At 58.8% G+C, this 21,332-nt stretch carries 20 protein-coding genes; 12 read left to right on the forward strand and 8 right to left on the reverse strand.

Features of this window, described 5'->3' with window-relative positions; all coding sequences use genetic code 11:
* Positions 1 to 175: 175 nt before the first annotated feature.
* Both AB5Y85_RS00500 and trxC read right to left on the reverse strand, forming a co-directional pair.
* Positions 176 to 1,558 carry a DASS family sodium-coupled anion symporter gene (locus tag AB5Y85_RS00500; RefSeq protein WP_005333606.1) on the reverse strand — a complete coding sequence of 461 codons (1,383 nt, stop codon included), beginning with the start codon at positions 1,556 to 1,558 and terminating at the stop codon, positions 176 to 178.
* 161 nt (positions 1,559 to 1,719) lie between these two features.
* The gene (gene trxC, locus AB5Y85_RS00505; RefSeq protein ID WP_257687703.1) at positions 1,720 to 2,154 is read right to left on the reverse strand and encodes a thioredoxin TrxC; all 435 of its coding nucleotides are present in this window, start codon (positions 2,152 to 2,154) and stop codon (positions 1,720 to 1,722) included.
* 187 nt (positions 2,155 to 2,341) lie between these two features.
* Here trxC and AB5Y85_RS00510 point away from each other — a divergent pair, with 187 nt between their 5' ends.
* The 4 genes from AB5Y85_RS00510 (at position 2,342) to AB5Y85_RS00525 (ending at position 9,438) form a co-directional block, all read left to right on the forward strand.
* Positions 2,342 to 5,146, forward strand: coding sequence for a response regulator (locus tag AB5Y85_RS00510; RefSeq protein ID WP_368221050.1), 2,805 nt, complete (start codon positions 2,342 to 2,344; stop codon positions 5,144 to 5,146).
* A gap of 166 nt (positions 5,147 to 5,312) precedes the next feature.
* Positions 5,313 to 7,049 (forward strand): ABC transporter transmembrane domain-containing protein, encoded by a 1,737-nt coding sequence (locus AB5Y85_RS00515; RefSeq protein WP_257687701.1) that lies wholly within the window; start codon positions 5,313 to 5,315, stop codon positions 7,047 to 7,049.
* The gene (locus tag AB5Y85_RS00520) at positions 7,046 to 8,797 is read left to right on the forward strand and encodes an ABC transporter transmembrane domain-containing protein (protein WP_257687700.1); all 1,752 of its coding nucleotides are present in this window, start codon (positions 7,046 to 7,048) and stop codon (positions 8,795 to 8,797) included. The genes AB5Y85_RS00515 and AB5Y85_RS00520 overlap by 4 nt, the downstream gene beginning before the upstream one ends.
* A 167-nt stretch (positions 8,798 to 8,964) precedes the next feature.
* Entirely contained in the window at positions 8,965 to 9,438 is a 474-nt protein-coding gene (locus tag AB5Y85_RS00525; RefSeq protein ID WP_005352552.1) for a DUF4442 domain-containing protein, read from the forward strand.
* A gap of 33 nt (positions 9,439 to 9,471) precedes the next feature.
* On the opposite strand, the gene ybcJ is transcribed toward AB5Y85_RS00525, so the two are convergent.
* Positions 9,472 to 9,705 carry a ribosome-associated protein YbcJ gene (ybcJ, locus tag AB5Y85_RS00530; protein ID WP_005361116.1) on the reverse strand — a complete coding sequence of 78 codons (234 nt, stop codon included), beginning with the start codon at positions 9,703 to 9,705 and terminating at the stop codon, positions 9,472 to 9,474.
* Positions 9,706 to 9,965: 260 nt separating this feature from the next.
* Here ybcJ and AB5Y85_RS00535 point away from each other — a divergent pair, with 260 nt between their 5' ends.
* The 3 genes from AB5Y85_RS00535 to pdxY all read left to right on the forward strand — a co-directional run bounded on the left by AB5Y85_RS00535 (position 9,966) and on the right by pdxY (position 12,427).
* Positions 9,966 to 10,529, forward strand: coding sequence for a phaC PHA synthase (locus AB5Y85_RS00535; protein WP_257687699.1), 564 nt, complete (start codon positions 9,966 to 9,968; stop codon positions 10,527 to 10,529).
* A gap of 83 nt (positions 10,530 to 10,612) precedes the next feature.
* Positions 10,613 to 11,389: a DUF429 domain-containing protein gene (locus AB5Y85_RS00540; RefSeq protein WP_257687698.1), complete on the forward strand. Its 777-nt coding sequence runs from the start codon at positions 10,613 to 10,615 to the stop codon at positions 11,387 to 11,389.
* 174 nt (positions 11,390 to 11,563) lie between these two features.
* Positions 11,564 to 12,427 carry a pyridoxal kinase PdxY gene (gene pdxY, locus AB5Y85_RS00545; protein ID WP_019446110.1) on the forward strand — a complete coding sequence of 288 codons (864 nt, stop codon included), beginning with the start codon at positions 11,564 to 11,566 and terminating at the stop codon, positions 12,425 to 12,427.
* A gap of 106 nt (positions 12,428 to 12,533) precedes the next feature.
* Here pdxY and AB5Y85_RS00550 read toward each other — a convergent pair whose 3' ends face one another.
* The 3 genes from AB5Y85_RS00550 to AB5Y85_RS00560 form a co-directional block, all read right to left on the reverse strand.
* Positions 12,534 to 13,652, reverse strand: coding sequence for a glycerol dehydrogenase (locus AB5Y85_RS00550; RefSeq protein WP_257687697.1), 1,119 nt, complete (start codon positions 13,650 to 13,652; stop codon positions 12,534 to 12,536).
* 298 nt (positions 13,653 to 13,950) lie between these two features.
* Positions 13,951 to 14,457, reverse strand: coding sequence for a GNAT family N-acetyltransferase (locus tag AB5Y85_RS00555; protein WP_257687696.1), 507 nt, complete (start codon positions 14,455 to 14,457; stop codon positions 13,951 to 13,953).
* Between the two features lie 91 nt (positions 14,458 to 14,548).
* The gene (locus tag AB5Y85_RS00560) at positions 14,549 to 14,941 is read right to left on the reverse strand and encodes an NUDIX domain-containing protein (RefSeq protein WP_368221052.1); all 393 of its coding nucleotides are present in this window, start codon (positions 14,939 to 14,941) and stop codon (positions 14,549 to 14,551) included.
* 338 nt (positions 14,942 to 15,279) lie between these two features.
* On the opposite strand from AB5Y85_RS00560, the gene AB5Y85_RS00565 reads away from it, so the two are divergent.
* Both AB5Y85_RS00565 and AB5Y85_RS00570 read left to right on the forward strand, forming a co-directional pair.
* On the forward strand, positions 15,280 to 16,125 hold the full coding sequence (locus tag AB5Y85_RS00565; protein ID WP_257687694.1) for a DUF5718 family protein: 846 nt from the start codon (positions 15,280 to 15,282) through the stop codon (positions 16,123 to 16,125).
* A gap of 58 nt (positions 16,126 to 16,183) precedes the next feature.
* The gene (locus AB5Y85_RS00570) at positions 16,184 to 16,624 is read left to right on the forward strand and encodes an acetyltransferase (RefSeq protein ID WP_257687693.1); all 441 of its coding nucleotides are present in this window, start codon (positions 16,184 to 16,186) and stop codon (positions 16,622 to 16,624) included.
* Positions 16,625 to 16,702: 78 nt separating this feature from the next.
* Here AB5Y85_RS00570 and AB5Y85_RS00575 read toward each other — a convergent pair whose 3' ends face one another.
* A complete protein-coding gene (locus AB5Y85_RS00575) occupies positions 16,703 to 17,023 on the reverse strand; it encodes a DUF4377 domain-containing protein (protein ID WP_157160672.1) in 321 nt (106 codons plus the stop codon).
* Between the two features lie 92 nt (positions 17,024 to 17,115).
* Positions 17,116 to 18,402: a citrate synthase gene (locus tag AB5Y85_RS00580; RefSeq protein ID WP_005333572.1), complete on the reverse strand. Its 1,287-nt coding sequence runs from the start codon at positions 18,400 to 18,402 to the stop codon at positions 17,116 to 17,118.
* A 442-nt stretch (positions 18,403 to 18,844) separates the two neighbouring features.
* Here AB5Y85_RS00580 and sdhC point away from each other — a divergent pair, with 442 nt between their 5' ends.
* From sdhC to sdhA, 3 genes are read left to right on the forward strand one after another with little or no spacing between them, the layout of a single operon-like run.
* The gene (gene sdhC / locus AB5Y85_RS00585) at positions 18,845 to 19,222 is read left to right on the forward strand and encodes a succinate dehydrogenase cytochrome b556 subunit (protein WP_021231296.1); all 378 of its coding nucleotides are present in this window, start codon (positions 18,845 to 18,847) and stop codon (positions 19,220 to 19,222) included.
* Positions 19,216 to 19,560 (forward strand): succinate dehydrogenase, hydrophobic membrane anchor protein, encoded by a 345-nt coding sequence (gene sdhD / locus AB5Y85_RS00590; protein WP_005333558.1) that lies wholly within the window; start codon positions 19,216 to 19,218, stop codon positions 19,558 to 19,560. The genes sdhC and sdhD overlap by 7 nt, the downstream gene beginning before the upstream one ends.
* Position 19,561: 1 nt before the next feature.
* Positions 19,562 to 21,328 carry a succinate dehydrogenase flavoprotein subunit gene (gene sdhA / locus AB5Y85_RS00595; protein ID WP_040066317.1) on the forward strand — a complete coding sequence of 589 codons (1,767 nt, stop codon included), beginning with the start codon at positions 19,562 to 19,564 and terminating at the stop codon, positions 21,326 to 21,328.
* Positions 21,329 to 21,332: the final 4 nt, after the last annotated feature.

The raw sequence follows: 21,332 nt of genomic DNA on the forward strand, positions 1-21,332 counted from the left end.
GAGCTCCTGCTGAGCAACACGGCGCTGGCGCAGGGTTAACTGGGGAAAAAGGGACAAAAGGTGTTGAAAGGCTGGGGTATCCATGATGGTAGACCATCAAGGTGATGGCCTACTTCAAGATTAGCCTTTCAACACGTAATTGGGACAGAGCCTTATTTATTGGGGGGGAGCTGGATCAGAGGATATCGCCAACGAAGTAGGCCAGCAGGGCGAGCAACACGGTAAAGACCACGTTCAGAGCCATACCGGCTTTCATCATCTCCCTCTGGCGGATATGGCCACTGGCAAAGACGATGGCATTGGGCGGCGTTGCGACTGGCAGCATAAAGGCACAGGAGGCACCGATAGCGATCAACACCGACATCACCACAGGTGATACACCCAGCGCCTCGGCGACACCGGCAAACAGGGGAACCAACAGCGCGGCGGTGGCGGTGTTGGAGACCAGCTCGGTCAGGAACACCACGAAGGCGGCCAGCATAAGCAACACGACAAAAATGTTGGCGTTGGAGAGCACGGCCGACAGATGGCTGGCCAGGAAGGCACTGGTACCGGTGGCTTTGAGAATGGCGCTCAGGGTCAGACCGCCGCCAAACAGCATCAGTACGCCCCAGTCGGTGTTCTGGTTGACGTCATCCCAGCTGGCGACACGGCTGACCACGATGGCTACGATGGCGCCCATGGCAATCAGGGTGTCGAGTTGCGGAATACCGCCAAAGGCGTTGGAGATGGGTTGTGAGCCGATCCAGAGCACAACGGTGGTCAGGAAGATTGCCAGCGTCACTTTACGCTCGCGGGTCCAGTTGATGGTGACATCCTGGATCTCGACGCGGTGGCTGAGACGCGGGCGGGTTACCAGATAGAGCAGGGCAATGCCGCAGGGCATCAGGATCAGCACTACTGGAACACCGAATTTCATCCAGTCAGTGAAGCCAATCCCCATCTGGGCGGCTGCGATGGCGTTGGGTGGGCTACCCACCAGGGTACCGATGCCGCCGATACTGGCGCTGTAGGCGATCCCCAGCAATACGAAGACGAAGGTGGCGCGCTCTTTTTTGCTATCGAGGCGTGCCAGCATACCGATCGCCAGTGGCAGCATCATGGCGGTGGTAGCGGTGTTGCTGATCCACATCGACATGGCGGCTGTGATGGTAAAGAGCAGGATGACGCCCCAACCCAGATGGCCATTGGCGAGGTGCATCACCTTGCCTGCCATCAGGGTATCCAGTCCCTGTTTTGAGAGGGCTGCCGCGAGGGCGAAACCGCCAAAAAAGAGGAACAGGATCGGGTTGGCAAAATCGGTGAGGGATTTGCTCATGTCAAACACCCCGAGCACGGTAGCCAGCAGGGGCACCAGCAGGGCGGTGATGGTGACGTGCAGTGCTTCGGTCAGCCAGAGGATGGCGATAAAGACCAGAATGCCCAGCCCCTTGTTGACCATGGGGTCAAACGGGAGCCAGGCGAGCATGGCACAAAGTAGCAAAACATCCAGGATGACGATCCCTGATTTGATGTCCAGCCAGCGAGATGGAGCAGAGGGTACAGCTGATGTGTGCATAATGTTCTCTCGGTTAATTTATGGTTGTTTTTGTGTTGCCGAGATTACATCCATTCACTTGTTTGAAACAGATCCACATGTTGAAAATCAGCCTCTACTCACATACTCATTGATAAAAATGAGGAAATGAACACATAAATAAAACATGTGCGAAATATAAATCAAACATCCATGAACTGTTCCAGCCACTGCTTGAACATGCTCTTGGGCAAGGAGCCATTTATCTGGTTCACCAGTTTGCCCTGTTTGAAGACCATCAGGGTGGGGATGCTGCGAATGGCGTAACGGGCGGCAATGGTGCTCTGTTGCTCGGTATCGACTTTGACAAAGCGCATCCGTGGTTCGAGTTCATGGGCAACCTCATGAAATACCGGAGCAAACTGCTGGCAGGGGCCGCACCAGCTGGCCCAGAAATCGACCACGACCGGGATATCTGAGTTGATCAGGGTATCGAAGTTATCCGCCTTCCCGAGGCAAGGGGTCTGGCTGAACAGGAGGGCTTTGCAGCGCCCGCATTTGGCAGATGTATCGATATGGGTAACGGGCAGGCGGTTCTTGGTAAAGCAGTGGCTACAATAAGTAGTGATAAATGACATAATTGGTTCCTTCTAAATCAGCTCTGGCCGGGGATATGATGAGAAGCCAGAATGAAGCAATCGCGAAACAATAGCGAAATATCAGAGCAATAACGGTAACACAGTGCCCAGCGGGAGTGGATAATTCCCCCAGGGTTCATTGCCTAACCGGATAATTCAGCGACCACCAGATGAGAGTCGAGACGGGATGAATAAAGGATCACGGAAAAACCGTGCTGTGCCAGGGCTGATCGTTGCCTTGCTGCTCGCCTTTTCGGGCTACTGCTGGCAGTCGCTCAGTCAGCAGCAACAGGCCCATGACCTGAACGACGCGGCCGAGGTGGTGCTGAACCGGATCAACGCCGATACCGTCTATCTGCTTGGGCGGGAGCAGGCCAATGACAGTAATGTCCAGCAGCGCCTGAACCAGTTATCCATCACCCTTGACGGTTTTGTACGGGAAGTCAGAAGCGATCCCGAGCTGGTGCAAGACGACCTTTCCCAGGCTCTGCTTGATGACATGGACACCTATCTGATGGCGCTGGCCAGGCTTCATGCCATTGAGATGGCTATCGAGTACCTCAATGCGCCCCTGCAGGCCCAGATTAAAAAGGTGCGGGGGATAAGCCCGTCAGACAGTGCGCTTCATCGAGACCTGGAGGAGCTGGCGCAACTGAGCAACTATCTGCAGCGCAGTTGGGACAAACGTGAACAGACCACGCTGGACCAGCTGCAACAGCAGTTGCAATCACGTTATGGCAACTTGCCGGAGATCGCGACCCTGATCCGCCTGAGCAAGGAGATGAGCCAGCAGGTGATGGCCTATCACACCTTGCGTTACCAGCTCATCGACATGCATGTGATCGAGAGTTTGGTGCGCTGGAAACTCGACAAGCTGGAGCGCGCCTCCTCTTTGATGAACCGCTTCTATCTGATGGTGCTGTGCGGAGCTTTGATCTGCTTTGCGCTGGTGGCCTTCACCCTGTGGCGCCGTAACCAGAAGCTGAGCGAACTGTCGCGCCAGACCGGCTTGCTGGCCCAGGCCAAAAGCGATTTTCTGGCCAACATGAGCCACGAGATCCGCACCCCCATGAATGCCATCATAGGTTTTAGCTCGCTGGCACTGCAGACTGAACTGGATCAACAACAGCGGGACTATCTGGGCAAGATCAAATCCTCATCCGATACCCTGCTGCTGCTGATCAACGACATCCTTGATTTGACCAAGGTGGAGTCCGGCAAGCTGACGTTGGAGGAGATCGACTTCGATCTCAGCGAGCAGCTCGATTCGCTGGCGGGCATGTTTGCCGATCTGGCGGAGCGCAAACACGTGGAAGTGGTTATTCGCAAGTCACCGGAGGTGCCGGTCTTCTTGCGTGGGGATCCCTTGCGACTGGGACAAGTGTTGGTCAATCTGGTGAACAACGCCATCAAGTTTACCGAACGCGGTGAAGTCGAAGTCTGCATCGAGCTGGCCAATCCTCACCCAATGCGGATCCGCTTCAGTGTGCGCGATACCGGCATCGGCATTGCCGAAGAGAAGCAGACTCAACTGTTTCAGGCGTTTACCCAGCTGGAGGCGGGCAATACCCGCAAATATGGCGGCTCGGGGCTCGGGCTCAATATCTCCCAGCGGCTGGTGGAGCTGATGGGGGGGCGGATCACCGTAGAGAGCAAGCCTGGCGTCGGCTCTCTGTTCAAGTTCGATATCCCGATGGCGCAGGCGGTCTACGGCGTGGCTGGACGGAAAGTCTTCTTCGAAAACCAGCCGCTGGTGATGGTGATGGATGACAACGAACTGGTGCTGGATCTGGCCCGGGACATTCTGACTCGCGCGGGAGTGCGGGTGCTGCCGGTTAACTCCCTTTCCCGTGCCCGTCAGTTGCTCCGTGAAGAGGGACCGAATCTGCGGTTGGCGATCCTCGACTGGCGCATGGGTCAGGAGGATGGGCTCGATCTGGCGCTGGAGATGTATCAGCACAGTCAGTGGCGGCGGATCCCCATCCTGATGATCAGTGCCTGGGCCAGAGAGGGGCTACACGCCAGGATGGACAGCATGGGGCTGACTCATTTTCTGCCCAAACCGATGACCGAAAATGCCCTGCTGGCCAAGGTGGACGAACTGCTCAACGGCAGCTCCTACGAGCTCAACCTGCGCAAGGCCGAGGCACAGGGGGATCAGCAACACTTCAAATCTCTGTTGCAGGGTACCCGAGTGCTGTTGGCGGAAGACAACCGGGTCAATCAGCAGCTCATCATCGAATATCTGCGGCGCGTCGATGCGGTAGTGTGTGTGGTCAGCAATGGTCGGGAGGCGGTGGAGCGGGTCGCCGAGCAGCCTTTTGACGTGATCCTGATGGATTTGCAGATGCCGGTGCTGGACGGACTCGATGCCACCCGCCAGATCCGCAAGATGGTCGACAAACACGATGTGCCCATCATTGCCCTCACCGCCAGTGCCATGCCCGGTGACAAGGAGCGTTGTCTGGGGGTGGGGATGAATGGTTATGTCACCAAGCCGGTGAGCAAGCTGGATCTCTACAACAACCTGCTGCAGTGGGTGAAGCCGCAAGGGGTGGAGCAGGCGGGGATCATGGAGGTGAAACCGCCGGATATGATCGGGATCCTCGATCTGCAGGATGCACTCAAGCGGCTGGAGCAAGACAAGGAGGCATTGCAGATCCTGTTCAAGCTGTTCATGTCGGAACACAAGGACGATCTGTGGGAGATCCGCTCCGCCCTGCGCCGTCAGCAGCCCGAGGTGGCCAGCAAGCTGCTGCACACCCTCAAGGGGGTGTCTGCCAATATCTCGGCGGCCCGTCTGCAATTGGTGGCTGGCGAGCTGGAGTGGCGCTTGCGGCAAAACGAGGTGTTAAGCGAGTCAGATCTGGAGCAGTTGCAACAGGTGTTCAGCCAGACCCGGGAAGAGGTGTCACACTTCCTGTTGACCGGTGAGCAGCATGAAAATTCGTATAATCCCTATTCATCAGGGGATGATCGCATGTCACAGTGAATTAAATAGTAATTATTCTCAACCATCCCGGTTCGAGATATGATGAGCTTTCGTTCGAATCGCCTCCAGCCGGAGGCGATTGTTTTCATTCTTCTATTTCTGCGTGGCTTCTCTGATGGCCGCTCCTTGGAGCGGTCACGGGCAGAGAGCGCTAAAGGTTGGTGGTGTGAGCGTATTTCTACGATTGAGCTGGTTTTTCAAGGAGCAGTGGCCCCGTTATCTGGCTGCCATCTCCCTGCTGCTGATGGTGGCCCTGTTGACCGTTATTCCGCCCAAAGTGGTGGGCTGGGTGGTGGATGGCATCACCAAGGGCGGTCTCGACAATGACACCCTGATGCGCTATCTGGCGGGGCTGTTTGGTCTGGGTGTGCTGATTTATCTGCTGCGCTACGTCTGGCGGGTGATGCTGTTCGGTGCCTCTTACCGTCTGGCCTATGTGTTGCGCAATCGCCTTTTCAGCCATTTCACCCGGATGAGCCCCGATTTTTATCAGCGCCACCGTACTGGCGATTTGATGGCCCATGCCACCAATGACATTCAGGCTGTGGAGATGACCGCTGGCGAAGGGGTGCTGACTCTGGTGGACTCCATCATGGTCGGGGTATTGGTGCTCTCCATCATGTGCAGCCAGTACTCCTGGCAGTTGACGCTGGTCTCCTTGCTGCCGCTGCCGGTGATGGCCTATTTCATGAATCGCTTCGGCACCCAGATCTACACCCAGTTCAAGGCGGCGCAAGGGGCCTTCTCCAGGCTCAACAACAAGACCCAGGAGGCCCTTTCCGGTGTGCGGGTGCTGAAATCCTATGCGGTTGAATCGCTGGAAGATGAGGGCTTTGCCGAGCTGACCAAACAGGCGGGGGAGCGCAATATGGCGGTGGCCCGCATCGATGCCAAATTCGATCCGGTCATCTATCTCTGTATCGGTTGCTCCTACTTCCTCGCGGTGGCGGGGGGCAGTGTGCTGGTGCTGCAGGGTGAGTTGACCCTGGGTGAGCTCACCAGCTTCACCATGTACCTCGGCCAGCTGATCTGGCCGATGTTTGCCATCGCCTGGCTGTTCAACATCATCGAGCGGGGCAGCGCCGCCTACTCCCGTATCGAAAGCCTGCTGGGGGAGCGCAGCGATATCGAAGAGCCCGCCCAGCCGGCCGCGTTTACCTCTGCCTTTCCTTTGCAGATCAAAGGGGTGAGCTATCAACTTGAGCAGCGCACCCTGCTTGCGGATATCGACGTTACCCTCAAGCAAGGGGGGATGCTCGGGGTGGTGGGGCGCACCGGGGCAGGCAAGAGCTCCCTGCTCAAGCTGTTGATGCGCCTTGCCAATCCGACTCACGGTTCGATTGTCATGGATGGCGTTCCGATTGACCAGCTGCCGCTCGCCACACTGCGCAGCCAGTTTGCCTATGTGCCACAGGAGCCATTCCTGTTTTCGACCACTATCGCCGCCAATATCGCCCTGGGCAAACCCGATGCGAGCCGCGAGGAGGTCGAACGGGTGGCGCGCATTGCCTGTGTCCACGATGATATCGTGCGTTTCCCCAAGGGCTATGAGACCGAGGTGGGGGAGAAAGGGGTGACCCTCTCCGGCGGCCAGAAACAGCGGCTGGCCATTGCCCGCGCCCTGCTGCTGGATGCGCCCATTCTGGTGCTCGATGATGCGCTCTCGGCGGTAGATGCCCACACCGAGCAGCAAATTCTGCATGCCCTCAAAGCCCATCGTCGCACCCTGATCCTGGTCAGCCATCGCATGACGGCGGTGGAGCAGGCCGACGAGATCCTGGTGCTGGAGCAGGGGACCGTTAGCGAGCGGGGTCATCACGGTACCCTGATGGCGCACAATGGCTGGTATGCAGATATGGTGCGTTACCAGCGTCTCGAAGAAGCGGTGGAGGAGAGCCTGTGAATCCGACCATAAAACGACTGCTCGCCTACTGCGCCCAGTATCCTCGCTGGCTGATCCAGGCGGGGATCTGTTTGCTGCTTGCCACCGGCGCCGAAGTGGCCGGGCCGCTGCTGATCAAGCTCTTTATCGATGACTATCTGGCGCCTCGCAATATCGTGCTGCCCACCATAGCCCTTATTGCAGCGGGCTATCTGGGCTTGCAGGTACTCTCGGCGGCGGGCTTCTATTTGCAATCCCTGCGCTTTAACCGTATCGCCCAGGCGGTGGTGCAAACCTTGCGCGAGCAGGTATTTGCTACCGCCATCCGCTTGCCGGCCCGCTACTTTGACAAGCATCGCTCCGGCTCGCTGATTTCCCGCATCACCAACGACACCGAAGCGATCATGAACCTCTATGTGCAGGTGATTGGTTTGCTGGTGCAAAAGGTGGTGCTGCTGTGCGGCATCCTCATCTCCATGGCGCTGCTGGATCTGCGGCTGATGCTGGTCTGCTCCCTGCTGCTGCCCGCCGTGGGCGGGGTGATGTGGCTCTACCAGAAACTGAGCGTGCCGGTGGTGCGAGCGACCCGCAGCCTGCTCTCCGACATCAACAGCCGCCTCAACGAGTCGCTGCAGGGGATGCCGGTCATTCAGGCGATGGTGCAGGAGCGCCACTTTGCCAACGCTTTTGCCGAGGTGAACCAGCAGCACTGGTCGGCACGGATCAAGAGCCTCAAGATCAACGGCATTTTGCTGCGCCCGCTCATCGATCTCTTCTACATGATGGTACTGATTGGCCTGTTGGCGCTGTTCGCCCACGAGGGACTGAGCCACGCGGGTGCCATTCAGGTGGGGGTGCTCTACGCCTTTATCAGCTATCTGGGGCGGATGATCGAGCCGCTCATCGAGATGACCAACCAGCTTAACCAGCTGCAGCAGGCGATGGTGGCGGGGGAACGGGTCTTTGCCCTGCTCGATGAAACCCGCGAGAGCACCGAGGGCGAGCTGCGCCCGCTGGAAGGGCGGGTCAGTTTCGAGCGGGTGAGCTTCTCCTACGATGGTGAGCAGCAGGTGCTGCGGGAGGTCAGTTTTGCCGCAAAACCGGGCCAGATGCTGGCGCTGGTGGGCCATACCGGCAGCGGCAAGTCCACCATTATCAGCCTGCTGATGGGCTTCTATCCGCTGGATCAGGGGCAGATCCGCTTCGATGATCACGCACTGGATACCCTGTCGCTGGCGGCGGTGCGCCGCAGCATCGGGCTGGTGCAGCAGGATCCTTTTATCTTTGTCGGCACCCTGGCGGAGAACCTGCGTCTCGGCCGCGCCGGCATAGATGACGCGCGGCTCTGGCAGGCGCTGAGCGAGGTGCAGCTGGCCGAGTTTGTGCACAGCTTGCCACAGGGGATCAACACCCTGATGGAGGAGGGGGGCAAGAACCTCTCCGCCGGTCAGCGGCAACTGCTCTCCTTTGCCCGTGCACTGGTGGGAGATCCGCGTATCCTCATTCTGGATGAAGCGACGGCCAGCGTGGACTCCCAGACCGAGTTGGCGCTGTCGCAGGCGATCTCTGCTGCCCGTCGTGGCCGCACCACCATCGCCATCGCCCACCGCCTCTCGACCATCGTCGATGCGGACGAGATCCTGCTGCTCTCCCGCGGTCAGGTGAATGAGCGGGGTACCCATGGCGAGTTGATGGCCCTCGGCGGTCACTATGCCCAGCTGTTCGAGATGCAGAGTCAGGGGGCCTGGCTGGAAGAGAAGCGCGCCTGAGCGGCACATTTGCTGTAACAGCGACATGAACGAAAAGAGGGAACCGGTGCGGTTCCCTCTGTTTTTTTGCGTTGGGCAAAAGGTCGTAAGCGTGATCCCTGTGCTTGTCGAATGGCGCAGATGCAGGCAACATGTTGTTTACATTAACTCATCGGATCAGTTCGCATATGGATTTGCAACGCTTCAAAGCCAATCTGGCGCTTCGGCTGTTTGCCTGGCGCTACATTCCCGTCATCGGGTTTTGTGCCCCGATCATCGAAGAGATGAACGCCAAGGCGCTGCGCATTCGCATTCCCCTTGGCTGGCGTACCCGCAACCATCTGGGCAGCATGTATTTTGGCGCGTTGGCGACCGGTGCCGATCTGGTAGGTGGTCTGCTGGTGATGGAGAAGGGGCGGCAGCGGCGCAAGAAGGTGCACTTCGCCTTCAAGGATGTGCAGGGGGAGTTTTTGAAACGACCGGAGGGGGATGTGCAGTTCGACTGCGCAGCGGGGGAGGAGATTGACGCCATGATCGATGAATCGCTGGCAAGCGGTCAGCGCATCAATCGCCCCATCCGGGTGGTAGCCACCTGTCCGTCATTGAACGGGGATGAGGCGATGGCGCGTTTTGTGCTGACCCTGTCGATCAAAGCCAGCTAGCGGGTTGCCGGAGAGAGGCTCCCCGAAACGGGTTTAGCCAATCTCCGGGCTTACGCCCTCTTTCACCACGACCTTCATGCCGTTGAAGTTGACCACCTGTTCGGCCACGATCTTGCAGCGCTTGCGGGTCTCGACCTGACCGTCCACCTCGACCAGCCCTTCGGCAACGAGGGCTTTGGCGGCGCCGCCACAATCGGCCCACCCCTGATGTTTGATAAGGTCACACAAGGCAACGAAGGGGTGACCTTCGAGCAGAAACGTCTCCATGGGAAATCCTCTAGATGGATGAATGCCGGATACAGCAGGGCGACTATTTTAGGCAGTTCGCTCAGGCAAAGAAAGGAAGAGGAACCACTCGCTGTGAAAAAGTGGCCGATTGTCCTTGAGGTGGCGCTTTCGCAAGTCCTGATGGAGAGGTGAGAGGGCCACCCGTGACGTATCGTGACGCACCTCGTCCCTGCTGGTGTGCACACTCTCTCCCCTGACTGTTAGGATCGGGCCACTCTCAATGGCCCAAGGAACTTTCCATGACACTCTCCCGCCTGCTGCTGGCATGCAGCGCCCTGACTCTGTGCGGTGTCGCGCAGGCCAGTACTCCGGTGCAGGTCTCGCTGCCCGGGATCAATTTGCCCGCGTCCCATCAGGTGGAAGGGGCGCGCGCCTCGCTGCTCTACGGTCGGACCGGTCAGGTGAAGGGTATTGATCTGCCGATCTTCGCCCTCTCCGATGTGGATCAGTTCAGCGGCCTGCAGCTCGGGATTTTCCTGGGTGCTGGTCGGGTGCGCCACCAGTTTGGCGGGGTCGCCATCAACGCCATCAACTGGCACGAAGGGCAGGATACCGGCGTCAATCTGGGGCTGGTCAACCTGACCAACAATGTACAGGGGCTCAACTGGGGGGCGGTCAATATCGCCAAGGGCAATGCGCTGGCCAACGTCGGCTTCGTCAACTATGCCGAGCGTACCACCTTCCAGATTGGCTTTATCAATGCGACCAAGCACCTCGATGGCTTGCAGATCGGGCTGGCCAACTATGCCGCCAACGGCGTGTTCCCCATTCTGCCGCTGGTGAATTTCCAGAAATCGTTCTGAGTGGGCGGTTCGCTTTGCGTTAAGGGCCTCTGCTGATTACCCTGTGCCTCTTGCAACTTGTGACAGGCGAACAGAGGTAATTGATGACGGCAGGGCAGATGAGTGCAATCGGGATCGGCTGGGATGTGCGTGGCTGGCAGGGCAGTGCCCAGGCGGTGGCCGTGGTGGGCTGGCAGGCCGAATCCAACCGCCTGCACTGGCTCGGGGTGTCGCCGCTGTTTCGTCTGAGCTCGCGGGTGGCGCCGGATCTGGCCGCTCTGCTGCGTCCCGCCCTGCAAAACGAGCTGACCCTGATGCAGGTAGAAGCCTGCCCGCAACTGGCGCTCGGTATCGATGCGCCGCTCGCCTTTCCCCGCGCCTTGCGGGATCTGCTCAACGGCCAGCCACACAGCTGCGCCGTGCCCGAGCGGGAGATAGACAACCCCTACGCCTATCGCGACTGCGAGCGCTGGCTGTATCAGCAGTACGGCAAGAAGCCGCTGTCGGCCACCTTCGACCGGCTTGGCAATAATGCCACCCTGGCGCTCTCCATGCTGCCGCGACTCTCGGATCTGCAACTGGTGCCGACCGTTGCCCCGAAGGCCAGTCGCGCCGTGCTGGAGGTCTATCCGGCATTGGCCAAAGTGGGCGGCAAGGCCTCCCCGGCACGGCCCGAGCTGGCGGCCTTGCTGCCTGCGGACGTGCTGGCCGGCACCGATCGCTACGATGCGGCGCTCTGCGCCCTGATGGCCCTGCAATATGCCGCTGGTGGCAAGGTGACTGTGTTGCCTGAGCTGATTTCGCCACCCAGTGACATGCCGTGTGATGAGGGATGGGTCTATCACTTTGCCCGTCATGGCGTTGAGCACAACGGCATGTGATGGACGGTGACGCGGCGCATCATGGCGCCGCTCATCCTGTCGATGCGGGCCAAATAGCGCAAAAAACCTGTCTTTAGTCAGGAAATTGCCTGTTCATCCCGCGCCAAGGTGGCGCATCGTTATCCTCATCCGATATATTGCCCACCTTGCTGATCCTTTGCTGTGGTATTCCCGATGAAATCCGTTCTCTCTATTCAGTCCCACGTGGTCTTTGGTTGTGCCGGCAACAGCGCGGCCGTCTTCCCCATGCGCCGCCTCGGTATGGATGTATGGCCCATCAACACGGTGCAGTTTTCCAACCACACCCAATATGCCCAGGGGTGGCAGGGGATGGCGATGCCGGCGGGTCATATCAGTGCGCTGGTGAAAGGATTGGGCAATATCGAGGTGTTGAGCCAGTGTGACGCCGTGCTGAGCGGTTACCTTGGCTCCGCCGAACAGGGAGACGAGATCCTGACCGTGGTCAACGCCGTCAAGGCGGCCAACCCCGATGCCATTTACTTCTGCGACCCCGTGATGGGTCACCCGGAGAAGGGGTGTATCGTCGCTCCTGGCGTCACCCGTTTCCTGACCGAGCAGGCGCTGCCGGTGGCCGACATGATGGCCCCCAACCTGCTGGAGCTGGAGACCCTCTGTGATACCCATCTGGCTGATCTGGATCAGACCCGTGCCGCCGCCCATCAGCTGCTGGCCCGCGGCGTCAAGCTGGTGCTGGTCAAGCATCTCGGTCGTGCGGCGCAGGACTCCAGCCGCTTCGAGATGCTGCTGGCCACCCCGCAAGGGGATTACCTGATTGCCCGTCCGCTTTATGACTTTGCCCGCCAGCCGGTGGGGGTTGGCGATCTTATCAGCGCCCTGATGCTGGCGAATTTGCTGGCCGGTCACGATGCAGTCAGCGCGTTCGAGCGCACCAACGCCTCGGTGGATGCGGTGCTGCAGGAGACATGGCGCCAGCAGGCTTACGAGCTGCAACTCATCGCCGCGCAAGATGCCTTCGCCCTGCCAGAGGTTGCAGTGCGAGCGGTGAAACTGCCCTGATACTGCGTTGACTTACGTCTATCCCGACAAGGGATGGGATGCAAACGAAAAAGGCTTGCCAATGGGCAAGCCTTTTTACTGTTTGCCTGTTTAGTGCGGCAAGCAATCAGGCGCGGGGATGGTGGAGGCGATAGCGCTCAGCCATAGCATTAGCTGCCACCATGGCGGCGTAGACATCCTGTTCACTCACTGTCATCGGCATGTTGCCCATGGTATCGAGGGGATCGCAGGCCAGCTGCGCCACCTTGCGCCACTCGCTTTCATCAAAGTGGGTGAGCCCCAGCTCTTGCAGCGTCATGGGCAGGCCTGCACAGTCGATGATGCGAAACACCTCATCAAGTTCGTGTTGCGGGGCGCGCTCAAGCACGAGTTGGGTCAGCAGGCCGAAGACCACCTTCTCGCCATGCTGGGCACGATGGAGCTCCGCGATCAGTGACATGCCGTTGTTGACGGCATGAGCGGCGGCCAGTCCACCGGCTTCTGCGCCGACCCCGCTGAGGTAGATGGTGGCCTCGATGACCTGCTCCAGCGCCGGAGTCGAGACATGGTGGCGTATTGCATCCATGGCCAGCTCGATGTTCTCACCAAGCAGCTCGTAACAGAGCTGTGCCAGACCAAGGCCCGTGCGTGAAGGACGCTTGCCGACCAGATTGAGCCCGTCCGACCGATAGCAGGCGCGCGCCTCGAAATAGGTGGCCAGGGCATCACCAACGCCAGCGGAAAAGAAGCGGGGAGGGGCGGCGGCAATGATGGCCGTGTCAGCCAGCACCACGTCCGGATTTTGCGGCAGGAACAGATAGCGCTCAAATTCCCCCGCCTGGTTGTAGATCACCGCCAGTGCCGTGCAGGGGGCATCTGTGGAGGCAATCGTCGGGAATAGCACAACCGGACGGCGCAGATAGAAGGCCACGGCCTTGGCGACATCCAGCGTCTTGCCGCCGCCGATCCCGACAATCACGTTCGCACCATATTGCTCAGCAAGGTGGGTCAGGCGGTGGATCTCCTGTTCGGTGCATTCGTAGCGAAACTTGTCGACCACTCCCCTGAGGCCTGCCTGCAGGAGCCCCGCCAAAGCTTCTTCCCGTACCCGCTCCAGAATGAACTCATCGCTGATGAGCAACGCATAGTCACCAAAATCTTTAACGTGCTCATGGAGTTGCGGGAGAAGGTGTTGACCGATGATGAACTTTTTGGGGGAGGTAACTGTACGGGGCAAAGTGGGCATCCATTATTCCTCAAGGCAGTGAACAACATAGATTTGATTATCAAACGAGTCTCTCACGATACGCCTGATGAGGCAATAGATGAAGAAGAAAAGGGGGACGTTTTAATCATTAATTAATCTTTCTGTTTGTTTGGTTGTATTTTGGGGCGAACGATTGGCGGTGTTGAGGCATACAGGAGCAATGGCTCTATCGTGGCAATCCGTCGCAAGCCATATTGCTGCAACAAACAGTCACGCTGGCAACAAGCAGGGCCGCTTGGTGCGGCCCTGCTGTATTTGGATAAGGGATAGGGGATGGTCAGAGCGGTTTGTAGAAGATGACGGTCGCAGCAAGGGAGCCATCGGCGTTGCGTGCAAAGCTCGGGATCTGGCCCGCCTCCAGATAGCCGAGTTGACGATAAAGGTGGGAGGCCACATCACCGGCGCGAGTATCCAGCACCAGCAGCGAACGGCCCGCGGCATGGGCGCCTTGTTCCAAGGCCTGCATCAGCGCACGACCGACACCTTTACCTCTCGCCGTTTGCAGTACCATCAGTTTTTCCACTTCGGCCCGGTGGCGACCGTTGGCCTTGCCACAGAGCGCGAGCTGAATCGCTCCTACTATCTGTTGCTGCTCAAGGGCCAGCCACAGCTTTCGGTGACCAGCCGCCAGCGCCGCTTCAATTCCTTGCCAGTAGCGGGCAGATTCCTCCGTGGTCAGCGGTGGTAAAAAACCGACCGAGGCACCGCTATCGACACAATCTTGCAGCAGGGCGATGAGCGCGCTTTGGTAGGTCGCTGCGCTATTAACTTCCACAATATCCATCTGACATCCTTGTCGTTGCGTTGCTATGTGGCTGATTGCCACCGTTGGTGAATTTGAGGTGGATACGTATGCTTGGCGCAAGCACGACTTGTCAGCGGATCAACCCCTGCTCAACCAGCCAGACAAACAGCAGGCGGGAGACGGGGGAGAGCTCATCGAGGTGAGAGCTGTCGAGCCAGCGCAGCTCGGCAATTTCGGCCGAGGCGATTGGGGTGCCGCTTGTTTCGCCTGTGTAGCAGCGCAGTCTCACCTCGATTCCTGCCGGTTTGCCATCGGCCTGAGCGCTGAACTCGCAGACAAAGCGCAGGGTATCGGGTTGCAGGGTGACAGCCAGCTCCTCTGCAATCTCGCGGATCAGCGCCGCCTCGTCGCTCTCGCCCGGTTCCCGCTTGCCGCCCGGGATGTAATAGATGTCCTTGCCGTGGGAGCGGGCGCAGAGCAGTTGCTGATCTTTAAAGGTGAGCCAGGCGAGTTTGTCGATCATCCGTTTTCTCTCCAATGGGGTTGCCGTGATGAGCAGTGGCGCACTCAAGCGCACAGTTGTTTTGCATGCCGGCAGCCTAACAAAGATGAAGTTGAGTCCCAAGGAGAAAGAGGGGAGATGCCGGAAACGCACTGTTTCCAGCGCGGTCACCGCGTAGCTGAATGAGTGCGCAATGGCTGGTTCGCCACAGCCTTCTCGTCCCTAAAAAAGCGGACTGGCGCACATCACGACAGGGCCGGACTGGGCGAAGGCGGGGCCCTTGTGGTTTAATCTTGCCACTTTAGCGGTAGTGGGCGACGGGCCTGCTACCTTGCGTGGGCAAGATGCAGGTGAGCAAGATGCAGATAGCAGCAGAGAGCAAGTTTATCGGACTCGGGGTCGCGGGCAATTTCGCCGGTCATCTGGAGCAGGCGGGCGAAGCGTCGGACTTCGTAGCGGTAGTCGTGCGCGACACCACGGCGCCCAAGGCGCTGTTTCCCTTTTTCGTGCCGGGCCATCCGGGTCAGCTCGGGGTCTTTCCGCTGAGCAATAACGCCATCTTCCTGCCGGAAGCGGCGGTCAGCGGTGACGAGAAGGTGCAGATCGAGCCGGAAGTAGCCCTCTGGTGCGAGCTGGAGTATGCCGGCAAGCAGGTGGTGGCGATCCATCCCCGCGCCTTTGGTGCCTATAACGATTGTTCCATCCGCCGTCCCAACGCCAAGAAGATCAGCGAGAAGAAGAACTGGGGCGAAGAGAGCAAGGGGTTGGCGGCCAACCTGCTGCCGCTTTCCGGTTTTACCGCCGGTTGCGAGCTCGATGACTATCGCATCGCCTGCTATCTGGAGCGGGACGGTGAGCTGCACGCCTACGGGGTAGATAGCGCCGCCATCGACTACAGCTACTTCCACGGCAAGCTGCTCGACTGGGCCATCGACAAGTTCAATCATCAGCAGGATGAGGGGCCGGCGGAGCACATTCAGGGACTGCTGGCGCAGGCGGGACATCCTCCCCATGCGCTCATCAGTATCGGTGCCACCCGCTATACCCCGTTTGGCGAGACCCACTTCCTCAAACCGGGCGACATCTCCTGCGTAGTGGTCTACCCGGGCAGCCGTTATAGCGAAGCGGATATTCGCGAAGCGATCCGCAGCCGCAACTTTGGCGCTGATATGTCGGTGCTGCTGCAGGTGGTGCAGGCGCGCTAATCAGGTTGGCTCGCGGGGAGGCCACAGCCATCCTGCGGGCTGCAACAAAGAGTCATTGATGAAGATTGATACTGCAACGCGGGCCGATTATCCGGCCCTGATCGATCTGTGGGAGGCCTCTGTGCGGGCGACCCACCACTTCCTGCCCGAGGCCGAGATCCTCGCGCTTAAACCGCTTATTCTGGAGCACTACTTCGATGCGGTGACACTGCACAGTGCACGCACAAAAGAGGGGCAGATTACGGGTTTTAGCGGAGTGTACGAGGGCAAGCTGGAGATGCTGTTTGTGGCTCCCGAGGCGCGCGGTAGTGGCGTGGGGCGTTTGCTGGTGGCCCATGCCATCACGCAGGGCGGCGCGACGCAGGTTGACGTCAACGAGCAGAACGAACAGGCGGTGGGCTTCTATCTGAAGATGGGATTCACCGTGACGGGTCGTTCGCCGCTGGATGGTCAGGGCAAGCCCTATCCGCTGCTGCATATGGCGCTGGCGCCGACCTGATCGTGCCTGATGAGGCGCAGTACCCATAAACCAACGGGGGATGGCATCAGCCATCCCCCGTTTTTTTGATCGTGTTTGTTACTTGCTGGCGACCTTGTTCACCACCTTGATCAGCCGATAGCGCAGGGAGGGGGCATCGGCCGGCACATCGGTGAGCTGCTCCTTGCTGACAGTGAGCTGATAGCGGTAACCCGGCTCGAACTGGAAGCCTTCAATATCCTGGTAGAACAGCGTCCAGGGCTGCTGTTCATCACTGCGAACCTGCATGCACTGCATTGGGCCAACTCCGACGCAATCGACCAGCTGGCTGTTGATATAGAGGGTCTCCCCCTGTGACGATGCGGGGGCGCTCTGGCAGGCGGTCAGCAGCAAGGCTGCGCTGATAAACAGTGGTTTCATAATGGACTCCTTAACGCGAAAGGGGGCATTAGAGCGGCAAACAAAAAGGCGGTCAATGACCGCCTTTGTAACAAACCATATCAGCGCAGTGGTTAGCGCTGCTCGAGCGGAGTGAACTCGCGCAGCGGGTGGCCTACGTAGAGCTGGCGTGGGCGACCAATCTTGCTGTCCGGGTCTGAGTGGAACTCGTTCCAGTGGGCAATCCAGCCGATGGTGCGGGAGATGGCGAAGATCACGGTGAACATGCTCATCGGGATGCCGATCGCCTTCATGATGATGCCGGAGTAGAAGTCCACGTTCGGGTAGAGTTTCTTCTCGACGAAGTAGGGGTCGGAGAGCGCAATACGCTCCAGCTCCATGGCCACGTCCAGCAGTGGATCCTTGATCTGCAGCTCGGTCAGTACTTCGTGGCAGGTTTCGCGCATCACAGTGGCACGGGGGTCGTGGTTCTTGTAGACGCGGTGTCCAAAGCCCATCAGACGGAACGGATCATTCTTGTCCTTGGCCTTGGCGATGTACTCGGGGATGCGATCCACCGAGCCGATCTCTTCCAGCATGCGCAGGCAGGCTTCGTTGGCACCACCGTGGGCCGGTCCCCACAGGGAGGCGATCCCCGCGGCGATACAGGCGAACGGGTTGGCACCGGAGGAGCCAGCCAGACGAACGGTGGAGGTGGAGGCGTTCTGCTCGTGATCTGCATGGAGGGTAAAGATACGATCCATGGCACGTTCAACGATGGGGTTGACCTTGTACTCTTCGGTCGGCACGCCAAACATCATGTGCAGGAAGTTACCGGCATAGGAGAGGGCGTTACGCGGCTGCATGAACGGCTGGCCGATGGAGTACTTGTAACACATGGCTGCCAGAGTCGGCATCTTGGAGAGCAGACGGAAGGCGCAGATCTCGCGATGCTGCTCGTTATTGATGTCGAGAGCATCGTGATAGAAGGCGGAGAGGGCGCTGACTACTCCGCACATGATGGCCATGGGGTGGGAGTCGCGACGGAAGCCGCGGAAGAAGAAGGCGATCTGCTCGTGCACCATGGTGTGGCGGGTGACCAGGCGTTCGAATTCGGCATATTGCGCCTTGGTCGGCGCTTCGCCGTACAGCAGGATATAGCAGACTTCCAGATAGGTGGCTTGGGTGGCCAACTGGGCGATGGGGTAACCACGGTGCAGCAAGACACCCTGATCCCCGTCAATGTAGGTAATGGCAGATTTGCAAGAACCGGTCGCCATAAAACCGGGGTCAAAGGTGAAATACCCCTGTGATCCCAATTTTCTGACATCGATGACATCCGGGCCGATGGTGCCGGAGAGGATCGGCAGTTCGACCGGATCTTTTCCGGGCAGGTGTAGGGTGGCTATCTTATCAGCCATAGCACGTCTCCTTTGCTCTTTATAATTTGGTTCCAGTCCTACTCTATTACGACTTTTATGACGCTGGCAAAGGTTGTTACCCATACCGAAGTGGCTGGAGCGCCTTATTTGAAACAGAGTTCCTTATCAATGTCAATTTTGCTGGAACCCCATTAATGGCATTAATGAAATGTTAAATTAAATATGCGATCGAGTTTGCGGTTTTGTGTTTTCTTTGTAGCTAATTGATTGTCTTCGGTTAAGGCCGCCGATATACTGCGCCACGTGGGTCATGGCTGCGGGTGTTTGAAACGCTTTGGCAAAGCCTGATGTGAAACCGAAAACTCGCGTTTTGGCTTTTCCAGAGTGTTTTGGTAACAAAAAACCAACAATCACCATTCCGTGCCCTCAAGTGTGAGTTAAAACAATAACTAACGTGCTCAATGGAGCTGAGTGGGCAAGCGTGAAAAACAAACAGAGACCGGTCAACCTCGACCTACAGACGATCAGCTTTCCTGTCACTGCCATTGCATCCATCCTGCACCGTGTTTCAGGGGTCATTACCTTTGTTGCACTGGGCATCTTGCTGTGGATGCTTGGTACTTCACTCGCCTCTCCCGAAGGGTTTGCAACCGTGGTTGCCATCATGGACAACTTCTTGGTCAAACTCGTGCTGTGGGGGATCCTGACTGCGCTGGCATACCACATTGTGGGCGGCTTGCGTCATCTGGTCATGGATATGGGCTATTGGGAAGAGCTGGAATCCGGCAATCAGAGCGCCCGCGTGGCCTTCGTGATCACCGCGATCCTGGCTGTATTGGCGGGAGTGCTTGTATGGTAACCAATTCTGCAACCTTCGGGCGCAGCGGCGTTCACGATTACATCCTGATCCGCGCCACCGCCCTCATCATGACCTGTTATGTCCTCTATCTGGTGGGCTTTGTCGCGTTCAACGACATCACCTACGAGGTGTGGGCAGGCTTCTTCGCCAAAACATTCACCAAGGTATTCACCCTGTTGACCCTGCTCTGCGTACTGATCCACGCCTGGATTGGTCTGTGGCAGGTGCTGACTGACTATATCAAGCCGGTAGGGCTGCGCGGGGCGCTGCAATTTGCCCTGGTCGTGGTGCTGTTTGTCTATCTGATGACGGGTTTCGTCGTGCTGTGGGGTGTGTAAGGTGACTATTCCAACTCGTGAATTTGATGCGGTGGTGATTGGTGCCGGTGGTGCCGGTATGCGCGCCGCGCTGCAGATTGCCCAGTCCGGCAAGAGCTGCGCTCTGTTGTCCAAGGTGTTTCCAACCCGTTCTCACACTGTCTCCGCCCAGGGCGGGATCACGGTTGCGCTGGGCAATGCCCACGATGACAACTGGCAGTGGCATATGTATGACACGGTAAAAGGTTCCGATTACATCGGTGATCAGGAAGCCATCGAGTACATGTGCAAAACCGGCCCCGAGGCTATCTATGAGCTGGAGAACATGGGGCTGCCCTTCTCCCGTTTCGATAACGGGTCTGTCTACCAGCGTCCGTTTGGTGGCCAGTCCAAGAATTTCGGTGGCGAGCAGGCTGCTCGTACCGCAGCGGCCGCCGACCGTACCGGTCACGCCCTGCTGCACACCCTTTACCAACAGAACGTCAAGAACAAGACCACCGTATTCTCCGAGTGGTATGCGCTGGATCTGGTGAAAAACCAGGATGGCCACGTGGTGGGTTGTACCGCCATCGACATGGAGAGCGGTGAAGTGGTCTACTTCAAGGCCAAGGCCACCGTGCTGGCGACTGGCGGTGCCGGTCGTATCTACCAGTCCACCACCAACGCCCACATCAACACAGGTGACGGCGTCGGCATGGCGCTGCGTGCCGGCGTCGGCGTGCAGGACATGGAGATGTGGCAGTTCCACCCGACCGGCATCGCCGGGGCAGGGGTGCTGGTAACCGAAGGCTGCCGTGGTGAAGGCGGCTATCTGCTCAATAAAGATGGCGAGCGCTTCATGGAGCGTTACGCGCCAAACGCCAAGGACTTGGCCGGTCGCGACGTGGTGGCCCGCTCCATCATGATCGAGATCCGTGAAGGCCGTGGCTGCGATGGTCCCTGGGGCCCGCACATCAAGCTGAAGCTGGATCACCTCGGCAAAGAGGTGCTGGAATCCCGTCTGCCGGGGATCTGCGAACTCTCCCGCACCTTCGCCCACGTGGATCCGGTCAAAGAGCCGATCCCGATCATCCCGACCTGCCACTACATGATGGGCGGCGTGCCGACCAACGTGAATGGCCAGTGCCTGACCCAGGACAAGAACGGCAACGATGTGCCGGTAGTCGGTCTGTTTGCGGTGGGCGAGATTGCCTGCGTCTCCGTACACGGTGCCAACCGTCTGGGTGGCAACTCCCTGCTGGACCTGGTGGTGTTCGGCCGCGCGGCCGGCATGCATCTGGTCAACACCCTGGGCGAGATGGATCACGGCCGCGATGCTTCCGAGTCGGATCTGGATGCCGCACTGGCCCGCTTCAACCGCTGGGAAAATTGCCGTGACGGGGAAGACCCGGTGCAGATCCGCAAAGACCTGCAGCGCTGCATGCAGAATAACTTCTCCGTATTCCGTGAAGGTGCGGCGATGGCAGAGGGGCTGGCCGAGCTCAAGGTTATCCGCGAACGCCTCAAGTCAGCCCGTCTGGATGACACCTCCAAAGAGTTCAACACCCAGCGCATCGAGTGCCTGGAGCTGGACAACCTGATGGAGACGGCGTTTGCCACGGCGGTTGCCGCCAACTTCCGTACCGAGAGTCGCGGTGCTCACTGCCGCTTCGACTTCCCGGATCGCGACGATGAGAACTGGCTGTGCCACAGCCTCTATCATCCGGACACCGAGTCCATGACCCGTCGCGCTGTCAACATGTCACCCAAGACCCGTGAGGCGTTCCCGCCCAAGGTCCGGACTTACTGATTGC

This window comes from Aeromonas sp. R3-1 (assembly GCF_040908345.1).
Classification (GTDB): Bacteria; Pseudomonadota; Gammaproteobacteria; order Enterobacterales; family Aeromonadaceae; genus Aeromonas; species Aeromonas veronii.

Bases quoted from the DNA above. Each gene is read 5' to 3' on its own strand.
- AB5Y85_RS00500 (WP_005333606.1), bottom strand. From the start codon at position 1,558: ATGCACACATCAGCTGTACCCTCTGCTCCATCTCGCTGGCTGGACATC.
- trxC (WP_257687703.1), bottom strand. From the start codon at position 2,154: ATGTCATTTATCACTACTTATTGTAGCCACTGCTTTACCAAGAACCGC.
- AB5Y85_RS00510 (WP_368221050.1), top strand. From the start codon at position 2,342: ATGAATAAAGGATCACGGAAAAACCGTGCTGTGCCAGGGCTGATCGTT.
- AB5Y85_RS00525 (WP_005352552.1), top strand. From the start codon at position 8,965: ATGGATTTGCAACGCTTCAAAGCCAATCTGGCGCTTCGGCTGTTTGCC.
- ybcJ (WP_005361116.1), bottom strand. From the start codon at position 9,705: ATGGAGACGTTTCTGCTCGAAGGTCACCCCTTCGTTGCCTTGTGTGAC.
- AB5Y85_RS00535 (WP_257687699.1), top strand. From the start codon at position 9,966: ATGACACTCTCCCGCCTGCTGCTGGCATGCAGCGCCCTGACTCTGTGC.
- AB5Y85_RS00540 (WP_257687698.1), top strand. From the start codon at position 10,613: ATGACGGCAGGGCAGATGAGTGCAATCGGGATCGGCTGGGATGTGCGT.
- pdxY (WP_019446110.1), top strand. From the start codon at position 11,564: ATGAAATCCGTTCTCTCTATTCAGTCCCACGTGGTCTTTGGTTGTGCC.
- AB5Y85_RS00550 (WP_257687697.1), bottom strand. From the start codon at position 13,652: ATGCCCACTTTGCCCCGTACAGTTACCTCCCCCAAAAAGTTCATCATC.
- AB5Y85_RS00555 (WP_257687696.1), bottom strand. From the start codon at position 14,457: ATGGATATTGTGGAAGTTAATAGCGCAGCGACCTACCAAAGCGCGCTC.
- AB5Y85_RS00560 (WP_368221052.1), bottom strand. From the start codon at position 14,941: ATGATCGACAAACTCGCCTGGCTCACCTTTAAAGATCAGCAACTGCTC.
- AB5Y85_RS00565 (WP_257687694.1), top strand. From the start codon at position 15,280: ATGCAGATAGCAGCAGAGAGCAAGTTTATCGGACTCGGGGTCGCGGGC.
- AB5Y85_RS00570 (WP_257687693.1), top strand. From the start codon at position 16,184: ATGAAGATTGATACTGCAACGCGGGCCGATTATCCGGCCCTGATCGAT.
- AB5Y85_RS00575 (WP_157160672.1), bottom strand. From the start codon at position 17,023: ATGAAACCACTGTTTATCAGCGCAGCCTTGCTGCTGACCGCCTGCCAG.
- AB5Y85_RS00580 (WP_005333572.1), bottom strand. From the start codon at position 18,402: ATGGCTGATAAGATAGCCACCCTACACCTGCCCGGAAAAGATCCGGTC.
- sdhD (WP_005333558.1), top strand. From the start codon at position 19,216: ATGGTAACCAATTCTGCAACCTTCGGGCGCAGCGGCGTTCACGATTAC.